This window comes from Amycolatopsis sp. NPDC049688, assembly GCF_040674975.1.
Taxonomy (GTDB): Bacteria; Actinomycetota; Actinomycetes; order Mycobacteriales; family Pseudonocardiaceae; genus Amycolatopsis.
Genome location: NZ_JBFANY010000001.1, coordinates 186,471 through 210,179, shown reverse-complemented (window position 1 = coordinate 210,179; position 23,709 = coordinate 186,471). Strand labels below are relative to the sequence as shown.

Annotated in this window: 13 protein-coding genes and 2 pseudogenes; 4 read left to right on the top strand and 11 right to left on the bottom strand. The window is 70.7% G+C overall.

Going from position 1 to position 23,709, the window contains the following annotated elements; genetic code table 11:
- Positions 1–12 precede the first annotated feature (12 nt).
- Genes AB0J55_RS00805 through AB0J55_RS00795 form a run of 3 tightly spaced genes read right to left on the bottom strand, consistent with a single transcriptional unit; the run spans position 13 to position 3,507 of the window.
- Positions 13–951, bottom strand: coding sequence for an alpha/beta fold hydrolase (locus tag AB0J55_RS00805; protein WP_364240796.1), 939 nt, complete (start codon positions 949–951; stop codon positions 13–15).
- A 10-nt stretch (positions 952–961) separates the two neighbouring features.
- Positions 962–2,653, bottom strand: coding sequence for an alpha/beta fold hydrolase (locus AB0J55_RS00800; RefSeq protein ID WP_364240793.1), 1,692 nt, complete (start codon positions 2,651–2,653; stop codon positions 962–964).
- 47 nt (positions 2,654–2,700) lie between these two features.
- On the bottom strand, positions 2,701–3,507 hold the full coding sequence (locus tag AB0J55_RS00795; protein WP_364240791.1) for a 3-oxoacyl-ACP reductase family protein: 807 nt from the start codon (positions 3,505–3,507) through the stop codon (positions 2,701–2,703).
- A 321-nt stretch (positions 3,508–3,828) separates the two neighbouring features.
- On the opposite strand from AB0J55_RS00795, the gene AB0J55_RS00790 reads away from it, so the two are divergent.
- The gene (locus AB0J55_RS00790) at positions 3,829–4,035 is read left to right on the top strand and encodes a DUF5988 family protein (protein WP_364240788.1); all 207 of its coding nucleotides are present in this window, start codon (positions 3,829–3,831) and stop codon (positions 4,033–4,035) included.
- A 460-nt stretch (positions 4,036–4,495) separates the two neighbouring features.
- Here the strand turns inward: AB0J55_RS00790 and AB0J55_RS00785 are convergent, their stop codons facing one another.
- From AB0J55_RS00785 to AB0J55_RS00755, 7 genes and pseudogenes are all read right to left on the bottom strand, one after another.
- Positions 4,496–5,677, bottom strand: a complete 1,182-nt coding sequence (locus tag AB0J55_RS00785) for a cytochrome P450 (protein WP_364240785.1) — start codon at positions 5,675–5,677, stop codon at positions 4,496–4,498.
- Positions 5,678–5,681: 4 nt separating this feature from the next.
- The gene (locus tag AB0J55_RS00780) at positions 5,682–7,055 is read right to left on the bottom strand and encodes a glutamate decarboxylase (RefSeq protein WP_364240782.1); all 1,374 of its coding nucleotides are present in this window, start codon (positions 7,053–7,055) and stop codon (positions 5,682–5,684) included.
- Positions 7,056–7,696: 641 nt separating this feature from the next.
- On the bottom strand, positions 7,697–8,653 hold the full coding sequence (locus AB0J55_RS00775) for a sigma factor-like helix-turn-helix DNA-binding protein (RefSeq protein ID WP_364240779.1): 957 nt from the start codon (positions 8,651–8,653) through the stop codon (positions 7,697–7,699).
- A gap of 18 nt (positions 8,654–8,671) precedes the next feature.
- Positions 8,672–8,784: pseudogene (locus AB0J55_RS00770) on the bottom strand (IS5/IS1182 family transposase); the annotation flags it as partial.
- 23 nt (positions 8,785–8,807) lie between these two features.
- Positions 8,808–10,610, bottom strand: coding sequence for an ABC transporter ATP-binding protein (locus tag AB0J55_RS00765; protein WP_364240777.1), 1,803 nt, complete (start codon positions 10,608–10,610; stop codon positions 8,808–8,810).
- 110 nt (positions 10,611–10,720) lie between these two features.
- A pseudogene (locus AB0J55_RS00760) lies at positions 10,721–10,891 on the bottom strand (MbtH family protein); the annotation flags it as partial.
- A complete protein-coding gene (locus AB0J55_RS00755; protein WP_364240774.1) occupies positions 10,888–18,294 on the bottom strand; it encodes an amino acid adenylation domain-containing protein in 7,407 nt (2,468 codons plus the stop codon). The gene AB0J55_RS00755 and the pseudogene AB0J55_RS00760, both read right to left, overlap by 4 nt.
- A gap of 324 nt (positions 18,295–18,618) precedes the next feature.
- Between AB0J55_RS00755 and AB0J55_RS00750 the strand changes: the two genes are divergently transcribed.
- The 3 genes from AB0J55_RS00750 to AB0J55_RS00740 all read left to right on the top strand — a co-directional run bounded on the left by AB0J55_RS00750 (position 18,619) and on the right by AB0J55_RS00740 (position 23,150).
- Positions 18,619–20,949: a molybdopterin-dependent oxidoreductase gene (locus AB0J55_RS00750; RefSeq protein ID WP_364240771.1), complete on the top strand. Its 2,331-nt coding sequence runs from the start codon at positions 18,619–18,621 to the stop codon at positions 20,947–20,949.
- 64 nt (positions 20,950–21,013) lie between these two features.
- Positions 21,014–21,565, top strand: a complete 552-nt coding sequence (locus AB0J55_RS00745; RefSeq protein ID WP_364240769.1) for an EF-hand domain-containing protein — start codon at positions 21,014–21,016, stop codon at positions 21,563–21,565.
- A 445-nt stretch (positions 21,566–22,010) separates the two neighbouring features.
- On the top strand, positions 22,011–23,150 hold the full coding sequence (locus AB0J55_RS00740; protein ID WP_364240766.1) for a histidine decarboxylase: 1,140 nt from the start codon (positions 22,011–22,013) through the stop codon (positions 23,148–23,150).
- Between the two features lie 10 nt (positions 23,151–23,160).
- On the opposite strand, the gene AB0J55_RS00735 is transcribed toward AB0J55_RS00740, so the two are convergent.
- Complete coding sequence (locus tag AB0J55_RS00735; protein ID WP_364240763.1) at positions 23,161–23,646, bottom strand: phenolic acid decarboxylase; 486 nt, start codon at positions 23,644–23,646, stop codon at positions 23,161–23,163.
- Positions 23,647–23,709 lie beyond the last annotated feature (63 nt).

Sequence of the window (23,709 nt, the reverse complement as noted above, 5' to 3'; positions counted from 1 at the left end):
GTGAACTCCGTGTCAGTTCGAGCGGGCCGCTCGCCCCGGCGTGGCGGAAGCGGCTTCGGGCTGGTGTTGCGGGGTCTCGCCGTCAGGCGGTGCGGCGGGCTCCTGGAGAAAGGACTCGACGATGGCCGTGAACCGCCCGGCATCCTCCAGGTGGGGGTAGTGCCCGGCCGGCAGCATCCGGTAGCTGCCCCCGGGAACGAGCCGCGCCGACCTGGCTTGCCAAGCCGGGGTGATCGGGTCGCCGATCCCCCAGACGGCCAGGGTGGGCAGCCGCAGGTGGGAAAGTTCCGGCCGGAAGTCGTACCGCTGGCCCAGCAGCGTGGTGATGTTGCCGATGACCGCCAGGGACGTGGCCGCGAACTGCGGGATCCGGCTGCGCTCGAGGTGTTCCCGGTACCACAGCGCGGGAATCCGCCACGGCTGCCGCGCCGCGTAGAGCGCTCCGACGACGGTGCTGACGAGGGCCCCGCCGGGCAGGAGCCCGGCGGCCAGGGCGACGCGCCTGACGCCGGGCCGGCCGAGCAGGATCTGGATGGGGTTCGTGGCGCGGCCGAGCCCGCCGGAACACACCAGGACCATGCTGCGCAGCCGGTCGGGGGCCGCTCGCGCCATCAGGACGGCCATCATGCCCCCGAGCGAGTGCCCCACGACGTCGAACCGGTCGAGCTCCACAGCCGCGGCGAAGGCGAGGGCGAACCGGGCGAACCCCTGGGGCGAAACGTCTTCCAGCGGCGGTGTCCGGCCGTACCCGGGCAGGTCCAGGGCGAGTACGCGGCGGTTCGCCGCCAGCGACCCCAGCACCGCGATCCAGTCGAAGGCGTCCCCGGTGTTGCCGTGCAACAGCAGCAGGGGCGGCCCTTCCGCGCCCCCTTCGAGGTAATGGGTGGCCACGCCGTCGACGTCGACGCACCGTTCGTGGATTCCGGGGGGCAGGGGGATCTCGGTCGGCATGGCTTCCCTCTCAGAGGTGAACGTAGGTTCCGGGCGCCGGGGCGCCGGCCGGATAGCGGTCGTTGCCCAGGGACGGCGGCTCGACGTGGTCGCCCGCGCGTTCGGACAGCCAGGCCACCCAGGGCAGCCACCACGACTCCTTCCGCAGCTGCGCGCCCTCCAGCCACTGCACGGGGTCTTCCGGCAGCGTGGCGGCGGACCAATGGGATGCCTTGGGCTGCGGCGGGTTCACGACGCCGGCGACGTGCCCGCCCGAGGACAGGGAGAAACGCACGTCGCCCGCGAGGAGCCGCGCACCGTGGTAGGCGGACGTCCAGGGCACGATGTGGTCGTTGCGGGCGGCGACGACGAAGGCGTCCTGGCGGGCGCGGTCCAGCCGCAGCGTGCGCCCCGCGATCTCCCAGACGCCGGCGGCGAGCTTGTTGCCCAGCGCCAGCTCGTGCACGTAGTCGCGGTGGGCCGCGGCGGTGACGTTGGTCGTGTCGTTGTTCCAGGCCAGCAGGTCGAACGGCGGTGGGTCCTCCCCCTGCAGCCAGTTGCGGCCGAAGTAGTGCCAGTACAGGTCCCGGCCGCGCAGGAGGTCGAACAGCAGCGCGAGGGTGTGCCCTTCGAGGTAGCCGCGTTCGGTCATCAGACGCTCGCCCGCGGCGAGCGTGTGGTCGTCGGCCAGGCTGTCCCACACCCCGATGTCGGAGAAGTCCACGTAGGTGTTGAGCAGGGTGGTGCTGCGCACGCGCCGGTCGCGGCCCGCGGCCAGCCACGCCTGCAGCATCACCACGAGAGTGCCGCCGTTGCAGGCGCCCAGGAGGTTCAGCTGCGGAGCGCCGGTGATGTCGAGGGCGGCCTCGCAGGCGGCCAGCAGTCCGTCGAGCATGTAGTCGGCCAGGGTGACGTCCCGCAGCTCGCGGTCCGGGTTGCGGTAGCTGATCGCGAAGACGGTGTGCCCGTGCCGGATCGCCCACTCCACCAGGCTGCGGCCCGGAGCAAGGTCCAGGCCGTAGTACTTGTTGACCCACGGCGGGCTGATCAGCAACGGAATGCGGTGCACGGCCGGGGTCTGCGGCGCGTACTGGATGAGCTCCAGCAGCGGGGTGCGCAGGACGACCCGGCCCGGGGTGGCGGCCAGGTCGCGGCCCAGTGCGAACGCGGAGGCGGGCACCTGGCGCGGACGCCCGTGGTTGTGGCACAGGTCCCCGGCGGCGTTGCGCGCCCCCTTCAGCAGGCTCCGGCCCCGGCTCCGCACGGCCGTGCGGAGCACTTCCGGGTTGCCCGGCACCGTGTTGGTGGGCGCGAGCGCTTCGCTGAGCAGCTGCACGGCCAGGTGCGCTCGCCGGCGAGGTCCGTCGGGGAGCCCGGCGAGCTCGACGGCTTCGTGTGCCAGCCCGTCGGAGCGCAGGTAAACCTGCTGCAGCACGTGGAAGTACCGGCGCGTGGCCCACGCCTCGTCGCGGAACCGGCGGTCGCCGTCGGCCGGGGTGACGGGGGTGGCGTGGGGGTGGCCCGGGCCCAAAACGCCGGTGGCCACGGTCGCGGTGGCGATGTCGCGCGTCGCCCGGACCACCGCCTCGGCGGTCCGCGGCCACTCGCCCGCCACGCCGCGCGCCACGGGCGACAGCGAAGTGGCGAGCCAGCGGAGCGCGATCCACGCCTGCCGGGCGGTGGCGGCGCCGGACGGGGTGCGGGAACGGGACGTCGGCCTCACGCCGGAACTCCTCGGATCGGGGGCGGAACCTGGTGGTACGCCGGAATTCACATGCGCAGGCCGCCGTTGACCGACCAGACCTGGCCGGTGATGTAGCGCGACTCGTCCTGGCACAGGAAGGCCACGACCCGGGCGACCTCGTCCGGGGTGCCGACCCGCCCCAGCGGGATGCCCGCGAGCACCCGCTCCCGATTGCGCCCGGTCAGGCTCGCCGTCATCGACGTGTCGATCAGCCCGGGCGCCAGTGCGTTGACCGTCACCCCCGGCGCGGACTCCGTGACGGTGCCCGCCTTGCCGGCCAGCAGCGCGGCTTCCTGGGCCAGGCACATCGTCAGCCCGATCAGCCCCGCTTTGGCCGCCGCATACGGCGCTTGGCCCACCGCACCGGCCTGGCCGACCACCGACGACAGGTTGACGACCCGCCCGGCGCCGCGCTCGATCATCCGCGGGAGCACCCGTTTGGCGAGGTAGAACGGGCCCGACAGGTTGATCGCGAGCACCTGGTCCCAGTCCTTCTCCGGCACGTCGGTGACCATGGCCGGTCGGGTGGCGCCGGCGTTGTTGACGAGGATGTCGACTCCGCCGTGCCGGTCCGTCACTTCGGCGACCAGGCGTTCGCAGTCCTCGACCGAGGAGACGTCGGCGCGGTGGAGCGAAAAGCCGGCCCGGTGCCCGGCGAGCCGCTCGGCCGCGGCGTCGGCGTGCTCGACCGAGGTGTGGTAGCCGATCGCCACGGTGGCACCCGCCTCGGCGAGCGCCCGGGAGATCGCCGAGCCGATGCCCCGGACACCGCCGGTGACCAGGGCGACTTTGCCCGCCAGGCCGGTGTCCGGGCGGAAGGGAGAAGGGGTCACGTGAACTCCTGGGTGCTCTTCGCTGGGGAAATCCGCCGACCCCCGAAAATCACACGAACCGTTTCCGGCTGCCGTCGGCGGCAACACGAACCCTTTCATCGTTTTCCGGTTCCGGCGTCCGGGCAATGGTCCGGGCGATACAGGTCTTTCGCCGCGGGCCGTTCCGGACGCGCAGGACCGGCGGTGCCGGTCGGGGCGCCGATCGGCACCGCTGAACGGAACGGGGATTGGGAAACGCGGGCAACGGGCTTGCCACTGCGTTCCGCCGCGGGAATCGTCGAATCCGACGTTTCCACAAGGAAAACGGAGGAGGAGAAGCCCATGAGCGAGCGGGTGATTCTCTCCGGCGGGCCGGGCTACGTGGCCGCCGGCGAGCGCAGCCGGGTCGTCGAGGATCTGGCAGACGAAGTCAAACTGTCCTGTTACGGCGGACACGAGCACTTCTCGTTCACCGGCGAATACGAAATCGTCGACGGCGACCGTGCCGCGGTGATGCGGTGGTGCGGCCGTACCGCCGTGGCCGAATGACGGGAGCGCCGCGGGCGCTGTCACCTCGCCGGTTTCCGCGGCGCGTCACGGCCGTCCTGGCCCGGCTCCCCGCGCTGCTCTCCGGTGAGTGGCAGAGGGGCGCCCTGCCCCACACCACGGCACGCGCCGGCAGCACGCCTGCCAGGCCAATGCGCATTCCGGCCAGAACAAGGACGACGAGCGGCCAGGCGAACCAGCGTTACCCTCGCGCACGGCGGTCTTCCGGATCAGGTGGGGAAGTGCCGGGCGCGGTTGGCACGAGCAGGATGACACCGAGGATGATCACGGCAGCTCTTTCTGTCCAGCGCGGCCGGAGCGAGCCGGCCGTCACGGTGGGGACCGTCCGGCCTGGCTGATGCCCCTTCCGCGACTGTCCAAACACGATCCACCGACCTGGCGCAACGGTTCCAGGCGTTCGGCCAGCTGTCCGGAGCGGTCCGGGCTTGATCCACACCACGGTTCACGGCACCGTGCTGGACGTCGCGTCCCACACCGCCTCCAGTGGCCCCGGCAGCCGCAGCTTCCAGCCGTGAGGCGCCGCGTGAGGACCGGGGGCGGGCCGCATGCCGGGGAGGCGCTCGAACAGCACCTCCAGCGCGGTGCGCGCCAGCGCGGTGACCAGCAGGTACGCCGGGCAGTGGTGCGGTCCGGCACCGAACCCGAGGTGCGCGTGGACCTTGCGTCGCAGGTCGAACCGGTCCGGCTCGGTGAACACCGTCTCGTCGCGGTTGGCCGAGGCGATGGCCGCCGCGATCATGCTGTCCGCCGGGATTTCGCGTCCCGCCAGTGTCGTGGCGCGTTTCGTGCGCCGGCCCAGCACGCCGACCGGGCCACTCCACCGCAGCGCCTCGGCCACCGCCGCGCCAGCCAACGCGGGGTCGGCGCGGACCGCGGCGAGCTGGGCCGGCGACGACCACAGCGCCGCCAGCGTCCAGCCCGCGAGCCAGCCGGGTTCGACCGCGCTCAGCGCGAGGTGCTTGACCACCGGCACCACGTCGGCGTCCGGCCTCGGGTCGCCCCGCGGCCGGTGGGCGTGCAGCAGGTCGGAGAGCACCGATCCGTCCGGCTCCGCGCGAAGCCGCCGGACGACCGCGGTCAGGGCGCCGTCGGCCGCCAGGTCCGCGGCGGCGGCCGCGGCCGCCGCCGGGTCGCGGCCGAAGTCGTTCGCCACTCCGGTCAGCAGATTCCCCCACCGCCGCATGGTCTCCGGGCCGGTACCCCAGCCGAGCCCGAGCAGGAGAGACACAGCGATCGCCGCGACCGGTTCGAAGTAGTCCGCGGCGAGGTCGGCCCGGCCGGCGGGGAACACTTCGCCGGCGACCCGGCACGCGACGGGCCGGGCGACCGCGTCGACGAACACGCCGACCCGTTCGGCGTCGAAGCCGGGCTCCAACGCCTCTCGCACGTCCCGGTGGGACTCGCCTTCCCGCATCAGCAGCGGCGTTCCCCCGCACAGGCCGAGCATCGGCGACCCCGGCTGGTCGGTGGTGAACCGCTCCTCGTCGGTCAGCACGAGACGGACGTCGTCCCAGCCCGTCACCAGCCACTGGCGGACCTCCGGTACCCAGCTCACCGGCTCGGTCCGGCGCAGCCGTGCGTAAATCGGGTACGGGTCGGCTTCGAGTTCGGCGACGGTGACCACCGGGTCAATCCTGGAACGTCAGTGCGGTGGCCACCGCGGGCAGCGGGAACGGGTGGCCCGCCAGCCGTTCGGTGTGCTTGAGGAGGCTCTCCAGGAACCTTTCCGCGAGGTCGAGGGTGAACCCCTGCCGGCACACCACCCGGATCACGTCCACGTGCTCGAGATCCGGCGGCAGGCTGTAGGCGGGCACGTGCCAGCCGTCGCCCTTGAGCGCTTCGGACAGGTGGTACACGGTGAAGCCCACGTCTTCCGGGTCGCGCAGGCGGAACGCCACCACCGGCAGGTCCTCGCCGTCGGCGATGACCTCGTACGGCGCGATGCGCCCGATGCCGGCCGCGACCTGCCGGGCGACCTCCTGGCACCGCTGCGCGATCAACTGGTAGCCGGCGAGCCCGTTGCGCAGGAACTGGTAGTACTGGGCGATCACGCCGGAAGCCGGGCGGGAGAAGTTCAGCGTGAACGTGGGGTGGTGGCCGCCGAGCACGTTGCAGTCGAAGATCAGCGACTTCGGCAGGTATTCCGGATCGCGCCACATGCACCAGCCCGAGCCCGGGTAGACGAGGCCGAACTTGTGGCCGGACGCGTTGATCGACACCACCCGTGGCAGTGCGAAGTCCCAGGCGAAGTCGACGTCGAGGAACGGCGCGACGAAGCCACCACTCGCGGCGTCGACGTGCAGCGGGACGTCGACGCCCCGGTCTGCGGCCACGTCGTCGAGGGCGGTCGCGATGTCGGCGACCGGGTCGTAGCGGCCGTCCTGCGTGCTGCCCAGGACCGCGACGACGCCGATCGTGTTCTCGTCGACTGCGTCCGCGGTCAGCGCCGGGTCCAGGGTCGTGCGGCCCGGCCCGAGCGGCACCATCCGCGCTTCCACGTCCCAGAAGTTGCAGAACTTCGGCCAGCAGACGTGGACGTGGGTGCCGAACACCATGTTGGGCCGCCCGGTGCCACCGCGTTCCCGCCAGCGGCGCAGCATCGCGAGGCCGGCGAGCATGGCCGCCTCGGAACTCCCGCTGGTGGAGCAGCCGACGAATGAGCCGTCGTCCTCGTGCCACAGGTCAGCGAGCGCGTTGATGCACTCCTGCTCGATCTGCGAGCTCGCCGGGTACTCCTCGCGGTTCATGAGGTTGATCGACGCGGTCTCGGCGTAGATCTGCTCCAGTTCCGGCTCGGCGGCGGTAGTACAAAACGTGGCCAGGTTGAGCGCCGCCCGCCCGTCGAGCAGGAGCCGGGAGCGGACGATGCCGGCCGCGACGCCCGCAGGCATCGGGTTCTCCGCGAGCCGTCCTTTGGGGACGGCGACCTCGTCGATCCGCTGGGCGAACAGAGGAGCTATCTGCAGATCCCGGTCATCGGTGATCACGCGCTGCAAACTCATGGCAACCTCCGGAGCGACGGCGTATTCGGATCGTGGCAGCCGGCGGGATGCAGGGGAACAGCATCGGCGACGCACAACCCGGACGGGTCGGCGCCAGACCTCGTTGGCTGACCGCGACTCCCACACAACGTTCCCGGCGCGCCCCCGTCCGCCGCTCCAAAGGTCACGAACGGCCCAACTCGATCACCTGGACGGGCGACGACTCCGCGGCCGGACAGCCCCACGAGTCCAAAGTGGACGGATTCGCCGGAGCAACGGCTGCCATCGGCCGTCAGCCCGGCGTGAACCGCTCGTGCCGGAGTCAGCCGGCCACCACCGCCACCAGCGACACCAGCCGCCGGGCCGGCAGGAACCGGTCATGCTCGCCCACTCCTACGGCACATGGCCGTTCGGCGCACCGCGCCAGCGCTTCGGGCGGTAGCGGCGGAGGTGCCAGAGTGATGCGGCAACACCGGGCCGGCAAGCGTTCAGCCGGATGGTCGCCGACCCGGAGTACCCGCAGGTCACCCACCTGCGCACCGAAGCGCTGACCGAAGCAGTCCTCCAGGCGGCGACTCCTTGGCCGGGATGAAACTCCTCGCCGGCTGCCTCGGCGCCGCACTCATTGCCCGCCGGATTCGTCCCCCAGGCGCCCTTCTGCGTCACTTACCGAGAACCGACATGCGCCCGGTAGGGGCTGACAACCCCTTGGCCACGGACGACAACTTGTCCGGGCTGGCGACGATACGCAGGCCGACGATCCGGCCGCCGTCGATCTCCGGCGCCACCACGGCCAGCAGCGTCCCTCCGGTCAGCGCAAGGATCGCTGTGCTCGCGTTGACTTCGGCGAGCCCGAACCTGACGGGCACCGCGATCTTCCGGAACGCTGCGACGAGGTAGCGCACAACACGGTGCCGGCCCACGACGGGGTGACGTACGGTGGCGACACGGCGGACACCATCGGCCCACACCGTGACGTCCTCGGCCAAAATTGCTTCCAGACCGATCACGTCACCGGCCTTGATCGCCACGAGGAACTGCTCGGCGAGACGCACCCGCTCTGCGCGGACCGGCTGGCAAGACATTCTCCGGTTTGCGAGGTGCAGTGTCGTGCGGTGGTAGAGCTGCCGGCAGTTGCCCGGCGACAGCTCCAAGATCTCCGCGATAGCGCGGTACCTGCACTCGACAGCGTTGCGCAGCACAAACACTGCCCGCTCGTGCGGCGTTCGATGTTCCAGCAGGACCAGCAGGGCAAGAGAAAGCGAGTCGCGCTGTTCGGCCGTGGCCAGTGGGCCGAGCGTGGCGGTCAGGACCGGCGCCGGCAGCCACGAGCCGAGGTTGTGCGCGCGGGTCGCGCGTACCGCACCAAGCCGACCGACGCACAGCCGGGTGACGGCTTTGATCAGCCAGGCGTCGGGGTGCGTGGCCGCCTCGTGGTTCGCTCCTTCCCAGCTCAGGTAGGCGTCCTCGACGACGTCTTCGGCCTCGTCGGCGACGCCCAGCAGCCGGTAGGCCAGTCCGAACAGCCGCTGTCGTTCTGTATCGAACTCCGCCGTCGGGATCACACGGAGAGTATGCCGCAGCGGCACCCCGAACCGCGGCCCGATCTGGCGCGGCATCGGATTCCTCCGCCTCTAGGCCGCGACCGGCAACACCGGTCGACCAGCGGCAACGCCCACTGCCGGCCCGGACAACTGTCCGCGATCTCGTCCCCGCCCCGCCTCATCACCAGCCGTACGAGCTTGCGGAAGGGGTGCGATGGCCGTCATGCGCCTAACGCGCGTGCACCGCACGGATCAGGTCAGCCACTTCGTCGTGGGAACCCATGGCCGCGACGCGGCCTTCGGCGAGCACGATGACGCGGTCGGCAGCTTCGATGGTCGCAGCTCGGTGCGCGATCACCAGCAGCGTGCACTCGGTGGTGATGTGCCGGAGCGTGCTGAGGAGCACTGCCTCGTTGGTGGGGTCGAGGTGCGCGCTGGGTTCGTCCATGAGCAGCAGCTGTGGCCGGGGAAGCAGAGCACGGGCGATGGCGACACGTTGCCGCTCACCACCGGAGAGCAGGTCGCCGTGCTCCCCGACGGGGGTGTCCAAGCCGGCGGGCAACCGGTCGAGCAGATCGGCCAGGCCTGCCAGCTCCACGGCCCGCCGGATCTCCGTGCCGGTGGCCTCGGGCTTGCCATAGGTGATGTTCTCGCGCAGGGTGCCGTGCATGATCGGTGCGCTCTGCTCGACCAGGCCGATCGCCGCCCGGCACTCGTCCACGCCCATCTGCCGCACCACGTCTTGCCCGTCGAGCAGGATCCGCCCGTCAGTGGGCTCGTAGAAGCGGGCGATGAGCGCGAAGATGGTCGATTTTCCTGCTCCGGAGGCACCGACCAGCGCGACCTGGCTGTGGCGCGGCACGGTGAAGGACACGTCGCGCAGCACCGGCCGGTCCGGTTCGTAGGCGAAATCGACGTGGTGGAACGCGATCGCAGGCGTCCGCGCGTCGACCGGTGGCCGGTTGACCGGGCGCGCGACGGGATCGGCCAGCACGTCGGCCTCGGTCGGCAGCTGGGCGACATCCTCGATCCGCTGCAACGCCGCCAGCCCTCGTTGCAGCATCGCGAACACCTCGAACAGCCCGGCCATCGGCTCCGCGATGTAGGTGACGTAGAGCAGGAACCCGACCAGCTCCGCCAGCGACGCCTCGCCGCCGGCCACGCGCAGGCCGCCCACCACGAGCACGGCGATCATCGAGCCGTGTACCGCCAGGGTCATCGCGGGTTCGACGATGGCGTTGCGCCGCGCCGCCGCGACGCTGTCGCGGTAGGCCTTGTCGGCCAAGCGCACGATGCGGTCGCGCTCGCGGTCCTCGGCCCGCAGGACGCGGATGGTCCGGATCGCCGACAGCGCACGTTCCAGCTCGGCGCTCATCCCGCCGAGGCTGTCCTGGGCGTCTTCGACCGATCTGCGGATGCCTCTGAGCAACAGGAGCGTCAGCCCACCGGTGACCCCGACGATCCCCGCCACCACGAGGAAGAGGACGGGGTCGAGCCAGATCATCAGGGCGATGCCGCCCACGGTGACGAACGAGCTGACCGTCACCTCGACGAGATCGTAGGCGAGTGCGTCCCGCAGCACAGTGGTGTCACCGGCCACTCGCGTGATCAGGTCGCCGAGCCGGTGCCGCCGGTAGCGGCTCATCGGCAACCGCAGCATCCGGTCCACGATCCGCCGGCGCAGTCCCAGCACGATGCCGTCGCTGGTGCGTTCGAGCAGGTAGTGAGCCACCGCGGAGACCGCGGCCTCCGCGATGAACACAGCCGCGAGCAGGGTCAGCCACCCGCCGTACGCACCGCCGCGCGAGAACGCGTCGATCGTCCCGTTGGCCAGCAGCGGCTGCGCCAGCCCCAGCGCGCCGCCGGCCAGCGACAGCACCATCGCCCTGACCAGGACCGCGCGATGCCCGTGCGTCGACCGCACGAGATCGCGCCACCCGGCACGCGGCGCGCCGCCGGGTTCGCCGGTCGCCGGGTGGCCGTCGCTTTCTCCGGGACTCTCGCCTTCGGCTCCCCGGCGGCTACTCAGCACAACCAGGTTCTAACAGGCACAGAACCTCACCGCACCCCGGCTCCTCCGCGATCACCCCTCCGGTCGCGGATCGCCCTGTCGCCCGCGGAACCGGGCGTGCCCTCGGCCGACGACCTCGGTCGCATATCGGTCCACACCTCGTCGACATGGGCGCTGCACTCCTCCTCGGTGCCGGTGGTCCCGTCGGGCCGCCACCCGGCCGGCACGGCGTGGTCGGCGGGCCAAAGGGAGTACTGGCCCTCATCGTTGACGAGTACCTGGTAGGCGACGTCGTCTTTCACCGAACGGCTTCCTTCCCCTGGGTGACGGCGAACCCCGGTCGACCGGTAGCGACCTCGCGCGCCAGGTCGGCGATCGTCGGCCTGCTGAACACGTCCCTGATGTCCAGGGGGAGACCGGCGCGTCGAGCGTGCGCGACGACCTGGACGCTGAGGAGGGAGTCGCCCCCGAGGGCGAAGAAGTCGTCCGTGATCCCCACCCGCTCCACGCCGAGGACTTCCGCCCAGATCCGGGTGAGGGTTTCCTCGATGGCCGTGCGCGGTGCCAGGTAATTCGTCGTGGGGTATTCCGCCGGGGGCAGCGCGTGCCGGTCGAGCTTCCCGTTCGTGGTCATCGGCAGCGCGGAGAGGGTGACGAACGCCGATGGGACGAGGTAGTCCGGCAGGTTCGCGGCCAGCGAGGTGCGCAGATCCGGCTCCGGCTCACCGACCAGGTACGCCACCAGCCGCCGCTGACCCGGCTGGTCCTCGCGAACGACCACCGCGGCCTCGCGGATGCCCGGCCGGCGGAGGAGGGCCGCCTCCACCTCGCCGGGTTCGATCCGGTAACCACGAACCTTGACCTGGTCGTCGGCTCGGCCGACGAACTCGAGCTCACCGTCGGAGTTCCAGCGGACCAGGTCCCCGGTGCGGTACATGCGCTCACCCGGCTCCCCGAACGGGCACGCCACGAAGCGGCACGCCGTGAGCCCCGGGCGGTGGAGGTAGCCGCGGGCGAGCTGGCGGCCCGCGAGGTAGAGCTCCCCGGGCAGTCCGGCCGGGACCGGTTGCCGGTTGGCGTCGAGCACGTACGCCCGCGTGTTCCACAACGGCCGTCCGATCACCGGGTGGTCCCCGGAGATCCGGCTGTACACCGCGTCGACGGTGTATTCGGTCGGCCCGTAGAAGTTGTAGGCGGTCGTGTGGGGCAATCGGGAGAGTTGCCGCCACAGCGCCGGGTTGATCGCCTCCCCTGCGACCATCAGGTTCGCCGGGTGGTGGCGGTCCGCGCCGAACAGGCCGGCGTCGATCAGCTGCGGCAGGTACGAAGGCGGCACGTCCATGAAGTCCACGCGCCGCGTGTCGACGTAGCCGACGAGGGCATCGGGATCCAGCCGGGTCGCGTCGTCGATCACGTGGAGCTCATGACCGCCGCCCAGGAACACCAGCCCTTCCAGGGAAGCGTCGAAGGAGAACACGGCGGTCAGGGCGGCCCGGATCCGCGGCTCGGCGGGGAAGAGCCCGGCGTGGTCGAGCGTGAGGTTCACCAGGTTCCGGTGTTCGACCACCACCCCCTTGGGCCGCCCGGTCGAGCCGGAGGTGTAGATGACATAGGCGGCGTGTTCCGGGCGAAGGGGCGAAAGCCGGTCGGATGGGGCCAGGTCATCTCCCGGGAAGCCGCTCGTGTCCGGGAGGGAGTCGATCACGAGGCACGGATCGGCGTCGCCCAGCATGAAGGCCACACGCTCGGCGGGCAGGTCCCGGTCCACCGGAAGGTAGGCGCCTCCCGCCTTGAGCACGCCGAGGATCGCCACGACCACGTCGGCGGACCGGGGCAGCATCACCGCCACCAGCCGCTCCGGCCCCACCCGCCGCTCCACCAGGTAACGGGCCAACCGGTTGGCCCGTTGATTCAGCTCGGCGAAGCTCAACGCCTGATCGCCGAAGACCACGGCGGTCGCCTCGGGCGTCCGCGCCACCTGCGCCTCGAACACCGCCGGGAACACCACATCCGGCACGTCGTGCGCCGTGGCGTTCCACTCCACCAACATCCGGCGCAGCGTCGCCGCCGGGATCCAGGAGAGCTGGTCGACCCGCCGGTCGGGGTGGGCGGCCATCTCTTCCAGCAGCCGGGAGAGCCGCTCCGCCATCCGCCGCACCGTCGGCTCGTCGAACAGCATCGGGTCGTAGGCGAGTTTGATGCCGATCCGTCCGTCGACGTGCGCGGTCAGGGTGAGCGGCAGGTTCGTGGTGTCCACCGCCTGCACTTCGGAGACGGAGATGGCGGCGGAGTTCGTCTCGTCGACCGGGTAGTTCTCGAATACCACGATGCTCTCGAAGAGTGGCAGACCGGCAGGCAGGTCGCTCCAGGACCGGATCGTGGACAACGCGACGAAGTCGTGGCTCCGCGAGCGGCTCTGCGCCGTCTGGAGGTCACGCAACCATCCGGCGATGCGCTGACCACCGTCGACCCGGACACGGGTGGGCACGGTGTTGATGAGCATCCCGACCATCGACTCCACCCCGGCCAGGTCGGCCGGCCGGCCGGAGACGGTGGTGCCGAAGACGACGTCGGTTTCCCCGCTGCAGCGCGACAGCAGCAACGCCCAGGCTCCCTGGATCAGGGTGTTGACCGTCAGCCCGTTCCGCCGCGCCATTTCCCGCGCCTCCCAGGCGTCGAGACCGATCTCGACGGCCGCGGTCGACTCGGTGCGATGCGCCTCCCGCGGCCGCCGGTCGAACGGCAAGGGGGTCGGCGCGTCGAACCCCGCGAGCACCGACTGCCAGTGGTGCCGCGCCGCCGCGGCGTCCTGTTCGGACAGCCAGCGCAGGTAGTCGCGGAACGGCCGCCGGGCCGTGAGGGCGGGTGCCTCCCCACCGGCGATCGCGGCGTACTGCTCGAAGACATCGCCGAGCACCAATCCGGTGCTCCAGCCGTCCAGCAGCACGTGGTGCGAGGTCCACGTCAGCTCGACCCGGTGGGCGTCCAACGCGGTGATGGCCAGGTGCAGCAACGGAAAGGTGTTCAGGTCGACGACCGAGGGGGCGGGCCGTGGCCGGTCGTAGTCGACCGGCACGGCCACCCGGCGGTGGACCACCTGGACCGGCTCGGGGAGGTCCTGCCAGACGATCCGGCTGCGGAGCACGGGCGTGCGGTCGACGACCTTCTGCCACGCCTGCCCGAGGGCACGCGGGTCGGTGACGCCGTCCAGCACCAGCGTGAATTGGTTGACGTAGGCGAGCGGGTCGACCAGGCCGTGGAAGACCATGCCGGCTTGCAGGGGCGTGAGCGGGTAGATGTCCTCGACGTCGGAGCCGTCTCCGGCGAGGGCGTCGACTTCGTCCTGGGTGAGCCGGACGAGCGGGAAGTCCGACGGGGTCCGCCCGCCGGAGCCCGGTTCCAGGCAGTGGCGGATGATTTCGCGCAGGGTGGCGACGAGGTCGTCGGCGAGCCGCTGGATGGTCGCCTCGTCGTGCACGGTGGCGAAGTACTGCCACGTCAGTTCGAGTTCGTCGTCGTCGACCGAGCCGATGATGTCCACGAGGCTGTCGCCGGTCTGGCCGGACTCCTGCTCCGGGCTGACCGGGTCGAGCCACCGCTGGACGAGGCCGGTGCCCCGGCCTCCGTCGTTCCACTGCCCGAGGTAGTTGACCGACACCGGGGGCAACGGGTCCGTCAAGCCTGCCCCGGGCCTGAGGTACCGCAGCGCCTCGTAGCTGAGCCCCTTGCGCGGCACGGCGTGGAGCTGCTCCTTGACGCTCTTCAGGATTCGGCTCCAGCCTCCGCCGGGGAGGTCGAGCACCACGGGGAACTGGCTGGTGAACCAGCCGACGGTGGCGCTGAGGTCCGCACCGGGCAGGACCTCCTCGCGGCCGTGGCCTTCCAAGGTGATCCACACCCGGTTGCGGCCCGTCCAGCGGGCCAGCACGACCCCGACCGCGCTCAGCAGGATGTCGTTGACCTGCGTGTGGTAGACATCCGGCACCGCGCGCAACAGCGCACCGGTCTCCGCTTGCCCCAGCCGCGAGGTGACGGACCGAACCGACTCCGCGGTGTTCTCCCCGCCACGGTCCACCGGCAGGGGCGGTGCGGCCGGGATGCCCCGCCAGTGCGGGAGGTCGTCGTCGAACCCGCCGGCGCGGACCCACTCGCCGAGCCGGCGCGCCCAGTGCGTGAACGGGGTGCCGGTGGGCTCCAGGACGTCGCCCCGGTAGGCGGCCTCCAGCCCATCCAGGAGGATCCGCCACGAGACACCGTCGACAGCGAGGTGGTGGATGGTGAGGAACAACCGTGGGCGGGGCCCGCGAAACAGCACTGCGCGCAGCAGCGGCCCGCGCCCGACGTCCAGGCTCCGTTGCGCGGCCAGTGCCTCCTCCGGTTCGGTCCCGGCATCCGGCACGACCCGGAAGACCTCCGCACTCCCCCGCTCGAGCACCACCTGGGACCAGCGGTCCTCGCCGCGGGTGAAGCACGTCCGGAGGGCTGTGTGGTGGTCGACGACGGTGTGCAGCGCCTCGCGCAACCTGTCCTCGTCCACATCAGCGGTCAGCTCCACGAACATCGACATCGTGGTGTACCGCTGGGGGTCGTGGGTGGCGAAGAACCACTCCTGGATGGGGGTCAGCGGTGCCGGCCCCGTCGCCGGTGGGTCCGCCGGCTCCGCGACGGCCACCGCGGTCGCGGTCAACGCGAGGTCGGCGACGGTCTGGTGCTGGAACACGTCGAGGGAGGTCAGGTGGAGACCCGCGCGCCGGGCGTGGGCGACGATCTGGATGCTGAGAATGGAGTCGCCGCCGAGGGCGAAGAAGTTGTCGGTGACACCCACCCGTTCCACCCCGAGCACCTCGGCCCAGATCCGGGCCAACGCGTCCTCGGTGGGCGTGCTCGGTGCGATGTACTCCTTCGCGGCGTAGTCCGGCGGGGGCAGTGCGCGCCGGTCGAGCTTCCCGCTCGGTGTCATCGGCAACGACGGGAGGGTGACGAACGCCGACGGCACGAGGTAGTCCGGCACGCTCGTGGCCAGGGACGTGCGCAGGTCCGGCGGCGGGTCACCGACCAGGTACGCCACCAGCCGCTTGCGGCCCGGCCGGCCCTCCCGGACGACGGCCGCGGCCTCGCGGATGCCCGGCTGGCGCAGCAGGATCGCCTCCACCTCGCCGAGCTCGATCCGGTAGCCGCGGATCTTGACCTGGGCATCGGCCCGGCCGACGAACACCAGGCGCCCGTCCGCGCCCCAGCGCACCACATCCCCCGTGCGGTACATGCGCTCGCCCGGTTCCCCGAACGGACAGGCCACGAACCGGGAGGCGGTGAGACCCGGCCGGCCGAGATAGCCGCGGGCGAGCTGACCACCTGCGAGGTAGAGCTCTCCGGGCACGCCGACCGGGACGGGCCGCAGGCCGGTGTCGAGCACGTAGGCCCGGGTGTTCCACAGCGGTCGCCCGATCACCGGCTCGTCGCCGGTGATCCGGCACGACACCGCGTCGATCGTGCACTCGGTCGGGCCGTAGAAGTTGTAGCCGGTCGTGGCCGGCAGCCGGGTGAGCTGCCGCCACAGCGCCGGGGGGACGGCCTCGTTGCCGACGATGACGTGACCGGGGTGGTGACGACCATCGTCGAACAGCCCCGCCTCGACCAACCGGGGCAGGTACGACGGGGACACGTCCACCAGGTCGATCCGCTGTTCGTCCACGTAGCCGGCCAGGGCCGTGGCGTCCATGCGGGTGACGTCGTCGACGACGTGCAGCTCGTGGCCGCAGGCCAGGAGCACCAGACCTTCCAGGGAGGCGTCGAAGGAGAACACGGCCGTCAAGGCGAACCTGAGCGGTTTCCCGGACCGGAACAGGCCGGCGTGATCGCAGGTGAGGTTCACCAGGTTCCGGTGTTCGACCACGACCCCCTTGGGTTGCCCGGTCGAGCCGGAGGTGTAGATCACGTAGGCGGCGTGCTCCGGCCGGAGGCGGCGACGCCGGTCGACGTCGGCCGGATCACGGTCGGGACAACCGGTCGTGTCGGGCAGGGAATCGAGCACGAGGCACGGATCGGCGTCGCCCAGCATGAAGGCCACCCGCTCGGCCGGCAGGTCCCGGTCCACCGGAAGGTAGGCACCTCCCGCCTTGAGCACGCCGAGGATCGCCACGACCACGTCGGCGGACCGGGGCAGCATCACCGCCACCAGCCGCTCCGGGCCCACCCCGCGATCGATCAGGTAGTGCGCCAGCCGGTTCGCCTCACGATTCACCTCGGCGAAGCTCAGCCGCCGGTCGCCGGAAACCAGGGCAGTCGCCTCCGGCGTGCGCGCCACCTGCGCCTCGAACACCGTTGGAAACGCCACGCCCGGCACGTCGTGGGCCGTGGCGTTCCACTCCACCAGAACCTGGCGCAGTTCGGAACCGTCGCACAACGGCAGCTCGCCCACCGGCCGCCCGGGATCCAGCGAGATCGCTTCCAGCAGGACGCCCAGGTGCCCGGCGAGCCGCTCGATCGTGGCCGCCTCGAACAAGCCGGTGCTGTACTCGACCACGCCGTTCAGGCGCCGGTCGGACTCCTGGAACTCGAAGACGAGATCATGGGTCGTGGACACCACCGGCAGCTGAACCTCCTCCACCCGCAGGCCGGGCAGGTCCACGCCCCCTTCGGGCGCGTTCTGCAACGACACCAGCACGTCGAACAAGGGTGTTCGGCCGGCGTCCCGCACGGGTTGCACCGCCTCGACCACGCGCTCGAACGGCGCCGCCTGGTGCGTGAAAGCGTCCAGCACGGTGGCACGGACCTCGCGGAGCAGTTCGTCGAACCGTTGTGCCGGAGTGATCCGCTGACGCAGCACCAGGGTGTTGACAAAGAACCCGACCAGGCCGGCCAGCTCGGCTCGCTCCCTGCCGGAGGTGACCGTGCCGACCGCGACGTCTTCCTGGCCGCAGGACCGCCCCAGCAGGACCTGGCACGCCGCGAGCAACGTCATGAACAACGTACAGCCGTGCCGCCGACTGATCGCCTTCAGTGCCTCCGCGACCTGACCAGGCACCTCGAACTCGTACACAGCGCCATCCGAGGTGCGCACCGCCGGACGCGGATGGTCGACCGGCAGCTTCAGCGACGTCACCCCGGAGAGCTGTCCCACCCAATAGTCGAGGTGCTCTTCCAGAAGTTGTTCCCGTTGCCGCATCGAGAAGTCGACGTAGCGCATCGGCAACGGCTCGAGTGGCGTGCCCGCGGCGTACAGCGCCCCGAGGTCCCCGATCAGCACACCGGTCGACCAGCCATCGGTGATGATGTGGTGCAGCGTCAGGACGAGCACGTGGTCATCGCGGCCGAGGCGCACCAGGCGCGCCCGCAGCAACGGTCCCCGGCGCAGGTCGAACGGTGTCCGAGCTTCCTCGGCCAGGATTTCGTCCAAGTCACCGTCGGACACGGGGACGCGCACTTCGTACGGCTCCCCCACCACCTGCATGCCCCGACCGTCCAGCTCGCAAAACGTCGTTCGCAGCGACTCGTGTCGCGCCACAAGCCCCGTCAACGCCCGGTCGAGCGCGGCCAGGTCCAGCACGCCGCGCAACCGCAGTGCGGTCGGGGCAATGTATTCGACATTTCCCGGCGCGAATTGGTCGAGGAACCACAGCCGTTGCTGAGCAAATGACTGGGGCGCCATGTCCGGACCCGATGCACGTCCTGTCGAATCCACCCGGAATTCGTCGATAGAAGACACGGCGCAATCCAATCTCGGAACTCGCGGTGGACCACGCTCCCACTCGGATATATCGGCAGCGTAACCAGCGAAAATCATGACCGCAATATGGATGGCCAGCTTCCCCACCCATCCGATAAAAGAGCACACTCTCGCGTGTAGCCGATGATCACGCTGCGTCGGGAGTCCGGGACGAGTAGCGCTGACGTGTACTGCATGCGCCTCGATCAGGACCCGCACGGACGTCGTCAACCTCGTCCTGGCCGGGGTACCTTCCGTTGTGACACACACTCCGGCGACGTGGGCGCAAGACCGAGCACACCTCAGGGATGGAGTTGATGCGTGATGGAACGACGCGTGTCGGTGGCGACGCACTGGGGTAGTTTCGTCGCTGTCGTCGACTCCGGCCGGTTGGTGCGCATCGAGCCGAGGCACGACGACCCCGCGCCATCGCCCATCGGACCCGGAATGGTGACCGCCGCCGACGACAACGCTCGCGTGCTGCGCCCCGCGGTGCGCCGGGGCTGGTTGAACGGCGAGCCTCGCGCCGATGGCGCGGCCAGGGGCTCGGACGCCTTCGTGGAGGTGAGCTGGGACGAGGCGATCACGCTGGTGAGCGAGGAACTCCGCCGAGTTCGTGACCGCTACGGGAACAGTGCGGTGTTCGGCGGATCGTACGGCTGGGCGAGTGCGGGCAGGTTCCACAACGCGCAGGGGCAGCTCCACCGGTTCCTGGCGTTGGGCGGGGGCTACACCGACTCCCGCAACACCTACAGCACCGCGGCGCTGGAGGTCATCCTCCCCCACGTGATCGGCGGTCATCCGTGGAGCTACCAGAGCCGGATGCCGATGTGGGACGCCATAGCCGAGAACTGTGAACTGGTGGTGGCGTTCGGCGGCCTGGCCCTCAAGAACAGCCAGATCAACCCCGGCGGGCTGGTCAAGCACCGCACGCAGGAGCTGTTGCGCCGGTGCCGCGCGGCCGGGGTGCGGTTCGTGAACATCAGTCCGCTCCGCAGCGATGTCGCCGGCTTCGCCGACGCGGAGTGGCTGCCCGTCGTCCCCGGCACCGACACCGCCGCGATGCTCGGCATCGCCCACACGATGCTGGTCAACGGGTGGCACGACAAGGATTTCCTGCACCGCTGCTGCACCGGGTTCGACCGCTTCGCCGCCTACCTGACCGGCCGGCTCGACGGCGTCCGGAAGGACGCCGCCTGGGCGGCGGAGATCACGGGCATCGGCCGCGACGCTCTCGTCGACCTCGCCCGGCGCCTCACCAGCCGACGTTCCCTCGTCATGGTCAACTACGCGGTCCAGCGGGGACACCACGGCGAACAACCGGTCTGGATGTCGGTCGTGCTGGCCGCCATGGCCGGTTCGCTGGGGCGGCCCGGAGGCGGCTGGGGCACGGGCTACGCGACGATGGACGCGACCGGCGTGGCCCCCGATCGCGCTTTCGTGGCGTCGGTACCGGAGGTGACCAACCCGGTCCCGGACTTCATCCCCGTCGCGAGGATCGCCGACACCCTGCTGCATCCGGGCAAGGTCATCGACTACGACGGCCGGCGCCTCACCTTGCCCGAGCTCCGCCTGATCTACTGGTGCGGCGGGAACCCGTTCCACCACCACCAGGACCTCCACCGGCTGGCCCGCGCCTGGCAAGTCCCGGACACGGTGGTGGTGCACGAAACCTGGTGGAACACGACGGCCAAGTTCGCCGACATCGTCCTGCCCGTCGCCACCAGCCTGGAGCGGGACGACTTCGCCGCCGGGTTCTCCGACCCCCACCTGATCGCGATGCCGAAAGCCCGCGAGCCGGCGGGCGAGTCGCGTACCGACCACGCGATTTTCGCGGCCTTGGCCGCCCGGCTCGGATTCGAGCGGGAATTCACGGAGTCGCGGTCGGAAATGGAATGGGTCCGGCACCTTTACGAACAGACGCGGGACAAGCTCGGCGACGATGCCGCCTTACCGGGCTTCGACGACTTCTGGCGTAGCTCCACCGCTGAGCTGCCGGCGTCGACCGGGCCGTATCCCGGCAGTTTCGAAGCCCTCCGCGCGGATCCGCGGCGGTTTCCCCTCACGACGCCGTCAGGCCGGATCGAGATCTTCTCCGAGGAAATCGACTCGTTCGGGTACGACGACTGCGCCGGGCACCCGAAGTGGTTCGAGCCGGCGGAGTGGCTGCATGCCGATCTGTCGGACCGGTTCCCGCTGCACCTGATCTCGAACCAGCCCGCGTCGCGCCTGCACAGCCAGTACGACAACGGGGGCCACAGCCTCGGTTCGAAGATCCACGGCCGTGAGCCGGCGACGATCAACCCCTCGGACGCCGCGGCGCGCGGCATCGAAAGCGGCACGATCGTGCGCGTGTACAACGACCGAGGGAGCTGTCTCGCGGGCGTGGTCCTGTCGGACGACGTCATGCCGGGCGTCGTGCAACTGTCCACGGGCGCGTGGTGGGATCCGGTCCAGCCGGGCCAGAGCGGAACGCTGGACCGCCACGGCAACCCGAACGTTCTCACCGCGGACCGGCCGTGCTCGCGCCTGTCCCAAGGACCGAGTGCCCTCAGTGCGCTGGTCGACGTCGAGCCCTACGACGGCCCCCTTCCCGACGTGCTCGCCTTCGCACCACCCAGCCTGGTGCTGCCCGATAGCCACCCGAAGGAATGATCCAGTTCCCTCCTTGGGGAACTTCGCTGGACATCACGTGAGGTCGTGCATACGTTGCGGGCCCATGACTGACATCCGGGATCTCAAGTACCGCCAGTGGTTCAAGGGCGCAGACGTCGACGGCGACGGGGTGATCACGCGTCAGGACGTCCGGTTGATGGGCGAACGCTACATCGCCGCCCGCGGCGCCGCGTCCGAAGCCGCGACGGCCCGGCGGCTGACCGAGGGCCTGGACACGTTCTGGGCCAACGTGATCGCGCCAATGGACCAGGACGGCGACGGGCAGGTCGACCTGCGGGAGATGACCGAGGGGTTCCGGCAGGCGCTGGCCGACCCCGCCCGGTATTCGCAGCAGGTCGGCCCGGTGGCCGACTGCTACTTCGACCTGATCGACCTCGACGGCGACGACCGGGTCGACCGGGCCGAGTTCGCGGAGATCTTCGGCCAGGCAGGCAACGTGTCCCCGGAGGACTGTGCCGCGGTCTTCACGGCTTTGGACCTGGACGGCTCGGGCGGCCTGGACCGAGCCGAATTCCACGACGCACTGAGGGAATTCTTCTACGGCGAGGACCCGGACGCCCCCGCAGCGCACCTGTTCGGCAAGATCCCCAGCTGACCCGTCGGCCCACGTCGCCTCTCGGACTGAAGCCAAAGCCCGGCTCGGCATCAGCCTGACCGCCTCGATCGGCGCGGCCGTGTTCCCCGACCTGCTGTCGGCCGTCGACAACGCCGTCTACCGCGCCGAGGGCGGGGACCGCGACCGGAACGCCGGACATCGGCCGGGTTGTTCTTGTCCACCTTCACCGGCAAATCCGGCTCGGCCTCATCTCCTGCTGGACAACGCTCTGCGTGGTCCTCGCTACCAGGACCGTCTATCGGCGTCACCGTCGCTGATAGACGCTCCCGCCTTTCCTTCGTCGAGTTCGCCTTGGCGGCGATCGCGGTTCCCGGCATGATGGGACATGGCCTGCCCCAACGACATCGCTCCTGGCGCTTTTGATCGCGAAATGCGGGCGAGGACGTGGGCCGGCGCGGTGCCCCGTCCGAGACGGTGGTCTTTCGTGCTCACACCGGAAGAACTGCGGATCCCGGACCACGGCGACGGCGACCAGCGCGCGGACATCGAATTGCTGCACCGCTTCGCGGCGTCGGTCGAGGAGCAGTCCCGGCGCATGGCGGGGTTTCCGGTCAACCTGGAATTCGACTATCGCCCGCTGGCGCCGTTCCTGTCGGTGCACCTGAACAACGCGGGCAGCCCGGGGCAGGCGAGTGAGTACGGCCTCGACACCAAACCCTTCGAGCAGGCGGTCACCGCCTTCTTCGCCGAGCTCGCCGGTGGCGAGCCAGGCGAGGTGTTCGGGCACGTGGCGCACGGGGGTACCGAGGCGAACCTCTTCGCGGCGTTCGTAGCGCGTGAACGGTACCCGGACGGCGTGCTGTACGCGTCGCGCGAGGCGCACTACTCGATCCCGAAGATCGCAAGGCTGCTGCGCGTCCCCTGCGTGGCGGTGGACGTGGACGAGGCCGGGACGATGGATCTCGCGGCGCTCGGACGCGAGGTCGGGAGCAGGAACGTGCCAGCGATCGTGGTCGCCACCGTCGGCTCCACCGGTCGAGGCGCGGTCGACGACATCCCGGGCATCCGGCGGACCTGCTCCAACGCGGGGGTGGACGAGGTGTTCATCCACTCCGACGCGGCGTTCGGCGGGCCGCTGGCCGAGTTCGGGCAGCCGCGCCGCCCCTGGTCGTTCCCCGACGGCGCGGACAGCGTGTCGGTCAGCGGGCACAAGATCATCGGCTCTCCCCTGCCCAGCAGTGTCGTCCTCGTGCGGGAGGTGGACGCGGACACGATCCGCAGGCCCGGGGTGGCGGTGGGCAGCGACGACGACACGATCGGCGGGTCCCGGGACGCGCTGTCCCCGCTGCTGCTGTGGTACGCGCTGCGCGGACTGGGTCGCACCGGATTCGCCGCCCGGGTCCGGCAGTGCCTGGAAGTCACCGAACACGCGGTCCGGCGCCTGGCGGAGGCGGGGCGCAACCCGGCCCGCTTCCCCGGTGGCAACGTCGTGCTGTTCGACCGTCCGGACGAGCAGGTCATGCGGGCGTGGCACCTGCTCGAGGTGGACGGGCGCGCCCACCTGTCCGTCATGCCGCACGTCACCACCGAGCTCGTCGACCGGCTCTGCGCCGACCTCACCTGAGGCGACCGGTTCACCGGGTGCGGTCGGCATACCCGTCGGGCAGTTCGCCGGGCGCGCGGTCGATGACGCCGTCGTCGTCGGTGTCGCACTGGTCGACGAACGTGATCCGCGCAATCTCGTCGACCACCTCGACCGGGTAGGCCGGTCCGCTGTCGCGCAGGGCGGTCATCCGGTCGAGGTGGTCGTTCTGGAAGCACACGGTCTTGGCGGGGTCCTCCCACACCCAGCGCGGGAAGAAAATCACGCCGTGCACCTGGCGGTGCGCCAGATCGACCACCAGGGCGACCGACGTGCCGGTGGGTTCGGTCCAGGACACGGTGTGGGCACCGGAGTCGAGACGGGCGGCGTGCACGGCCTGATCCTTGACCCACCGCCCGCCGACGGGCCCGCTGTGGATGCGGTAGTCGATCGTGGTGGCGTTCTTGACGTACAGCTCGTACTGCCACCCGCTGTCGTAGGTGTAGATCAGGTGCTTGCCGAGCAGGGTGTCGTTCACAGCACTCGCCTCCTGAGCGTGTCACCGGTCCGGCGGTGACGCTGAAGCCGCTGGTCACCCCGT

Bases quoted from the DNA above. Each gene is read 5' to 3' on its own strand.
- AB0J55_RS00805 (WP_364240796.1), bottom strand. From the start codon at position 951: ATGCCGACCGAGATCCCCCTGCCCCCCGGAATCCACGAACGGTGCGTC.
- AB0J55_RS00790 (WP_364240788.1), top strand. From the start codon at position 3,829: ATGAGCGAGCGGGTGATTCTCTCCGGCGGGCCGGGCTACGTGGCCGCC.
- AB0J55_RS00780 (WP_364240782.1), bottom strand. From the start codon at position 7,055: ATGAGTTTGCAGCGCGTGATCACCGATGACCGGGATCTGCAGATAGCT.
- AB0J55_RS00775 (WP_364240779.1), bottom strand. From the start codon at position 8,653: ATGCCGCGCCAGATCGGGCCGCGGTTCGGGGTGCCGCTGCGGCATACT.
- AB0J55_RS00750 (WP_364240771.1), top strand. From the start codon at position 18,619: ATGGAACGACGCGTGTCGGTGGCGACGCACTGGGGTAGTTTCGTCGCT.
- AB0J55_RS00745 (WP_364240769.1), top strand. From the start codon at position 21,014: ATGACTGACATCCGGGATCTCAAGTACCGCCAGTGGTTCAAGGGCGCA.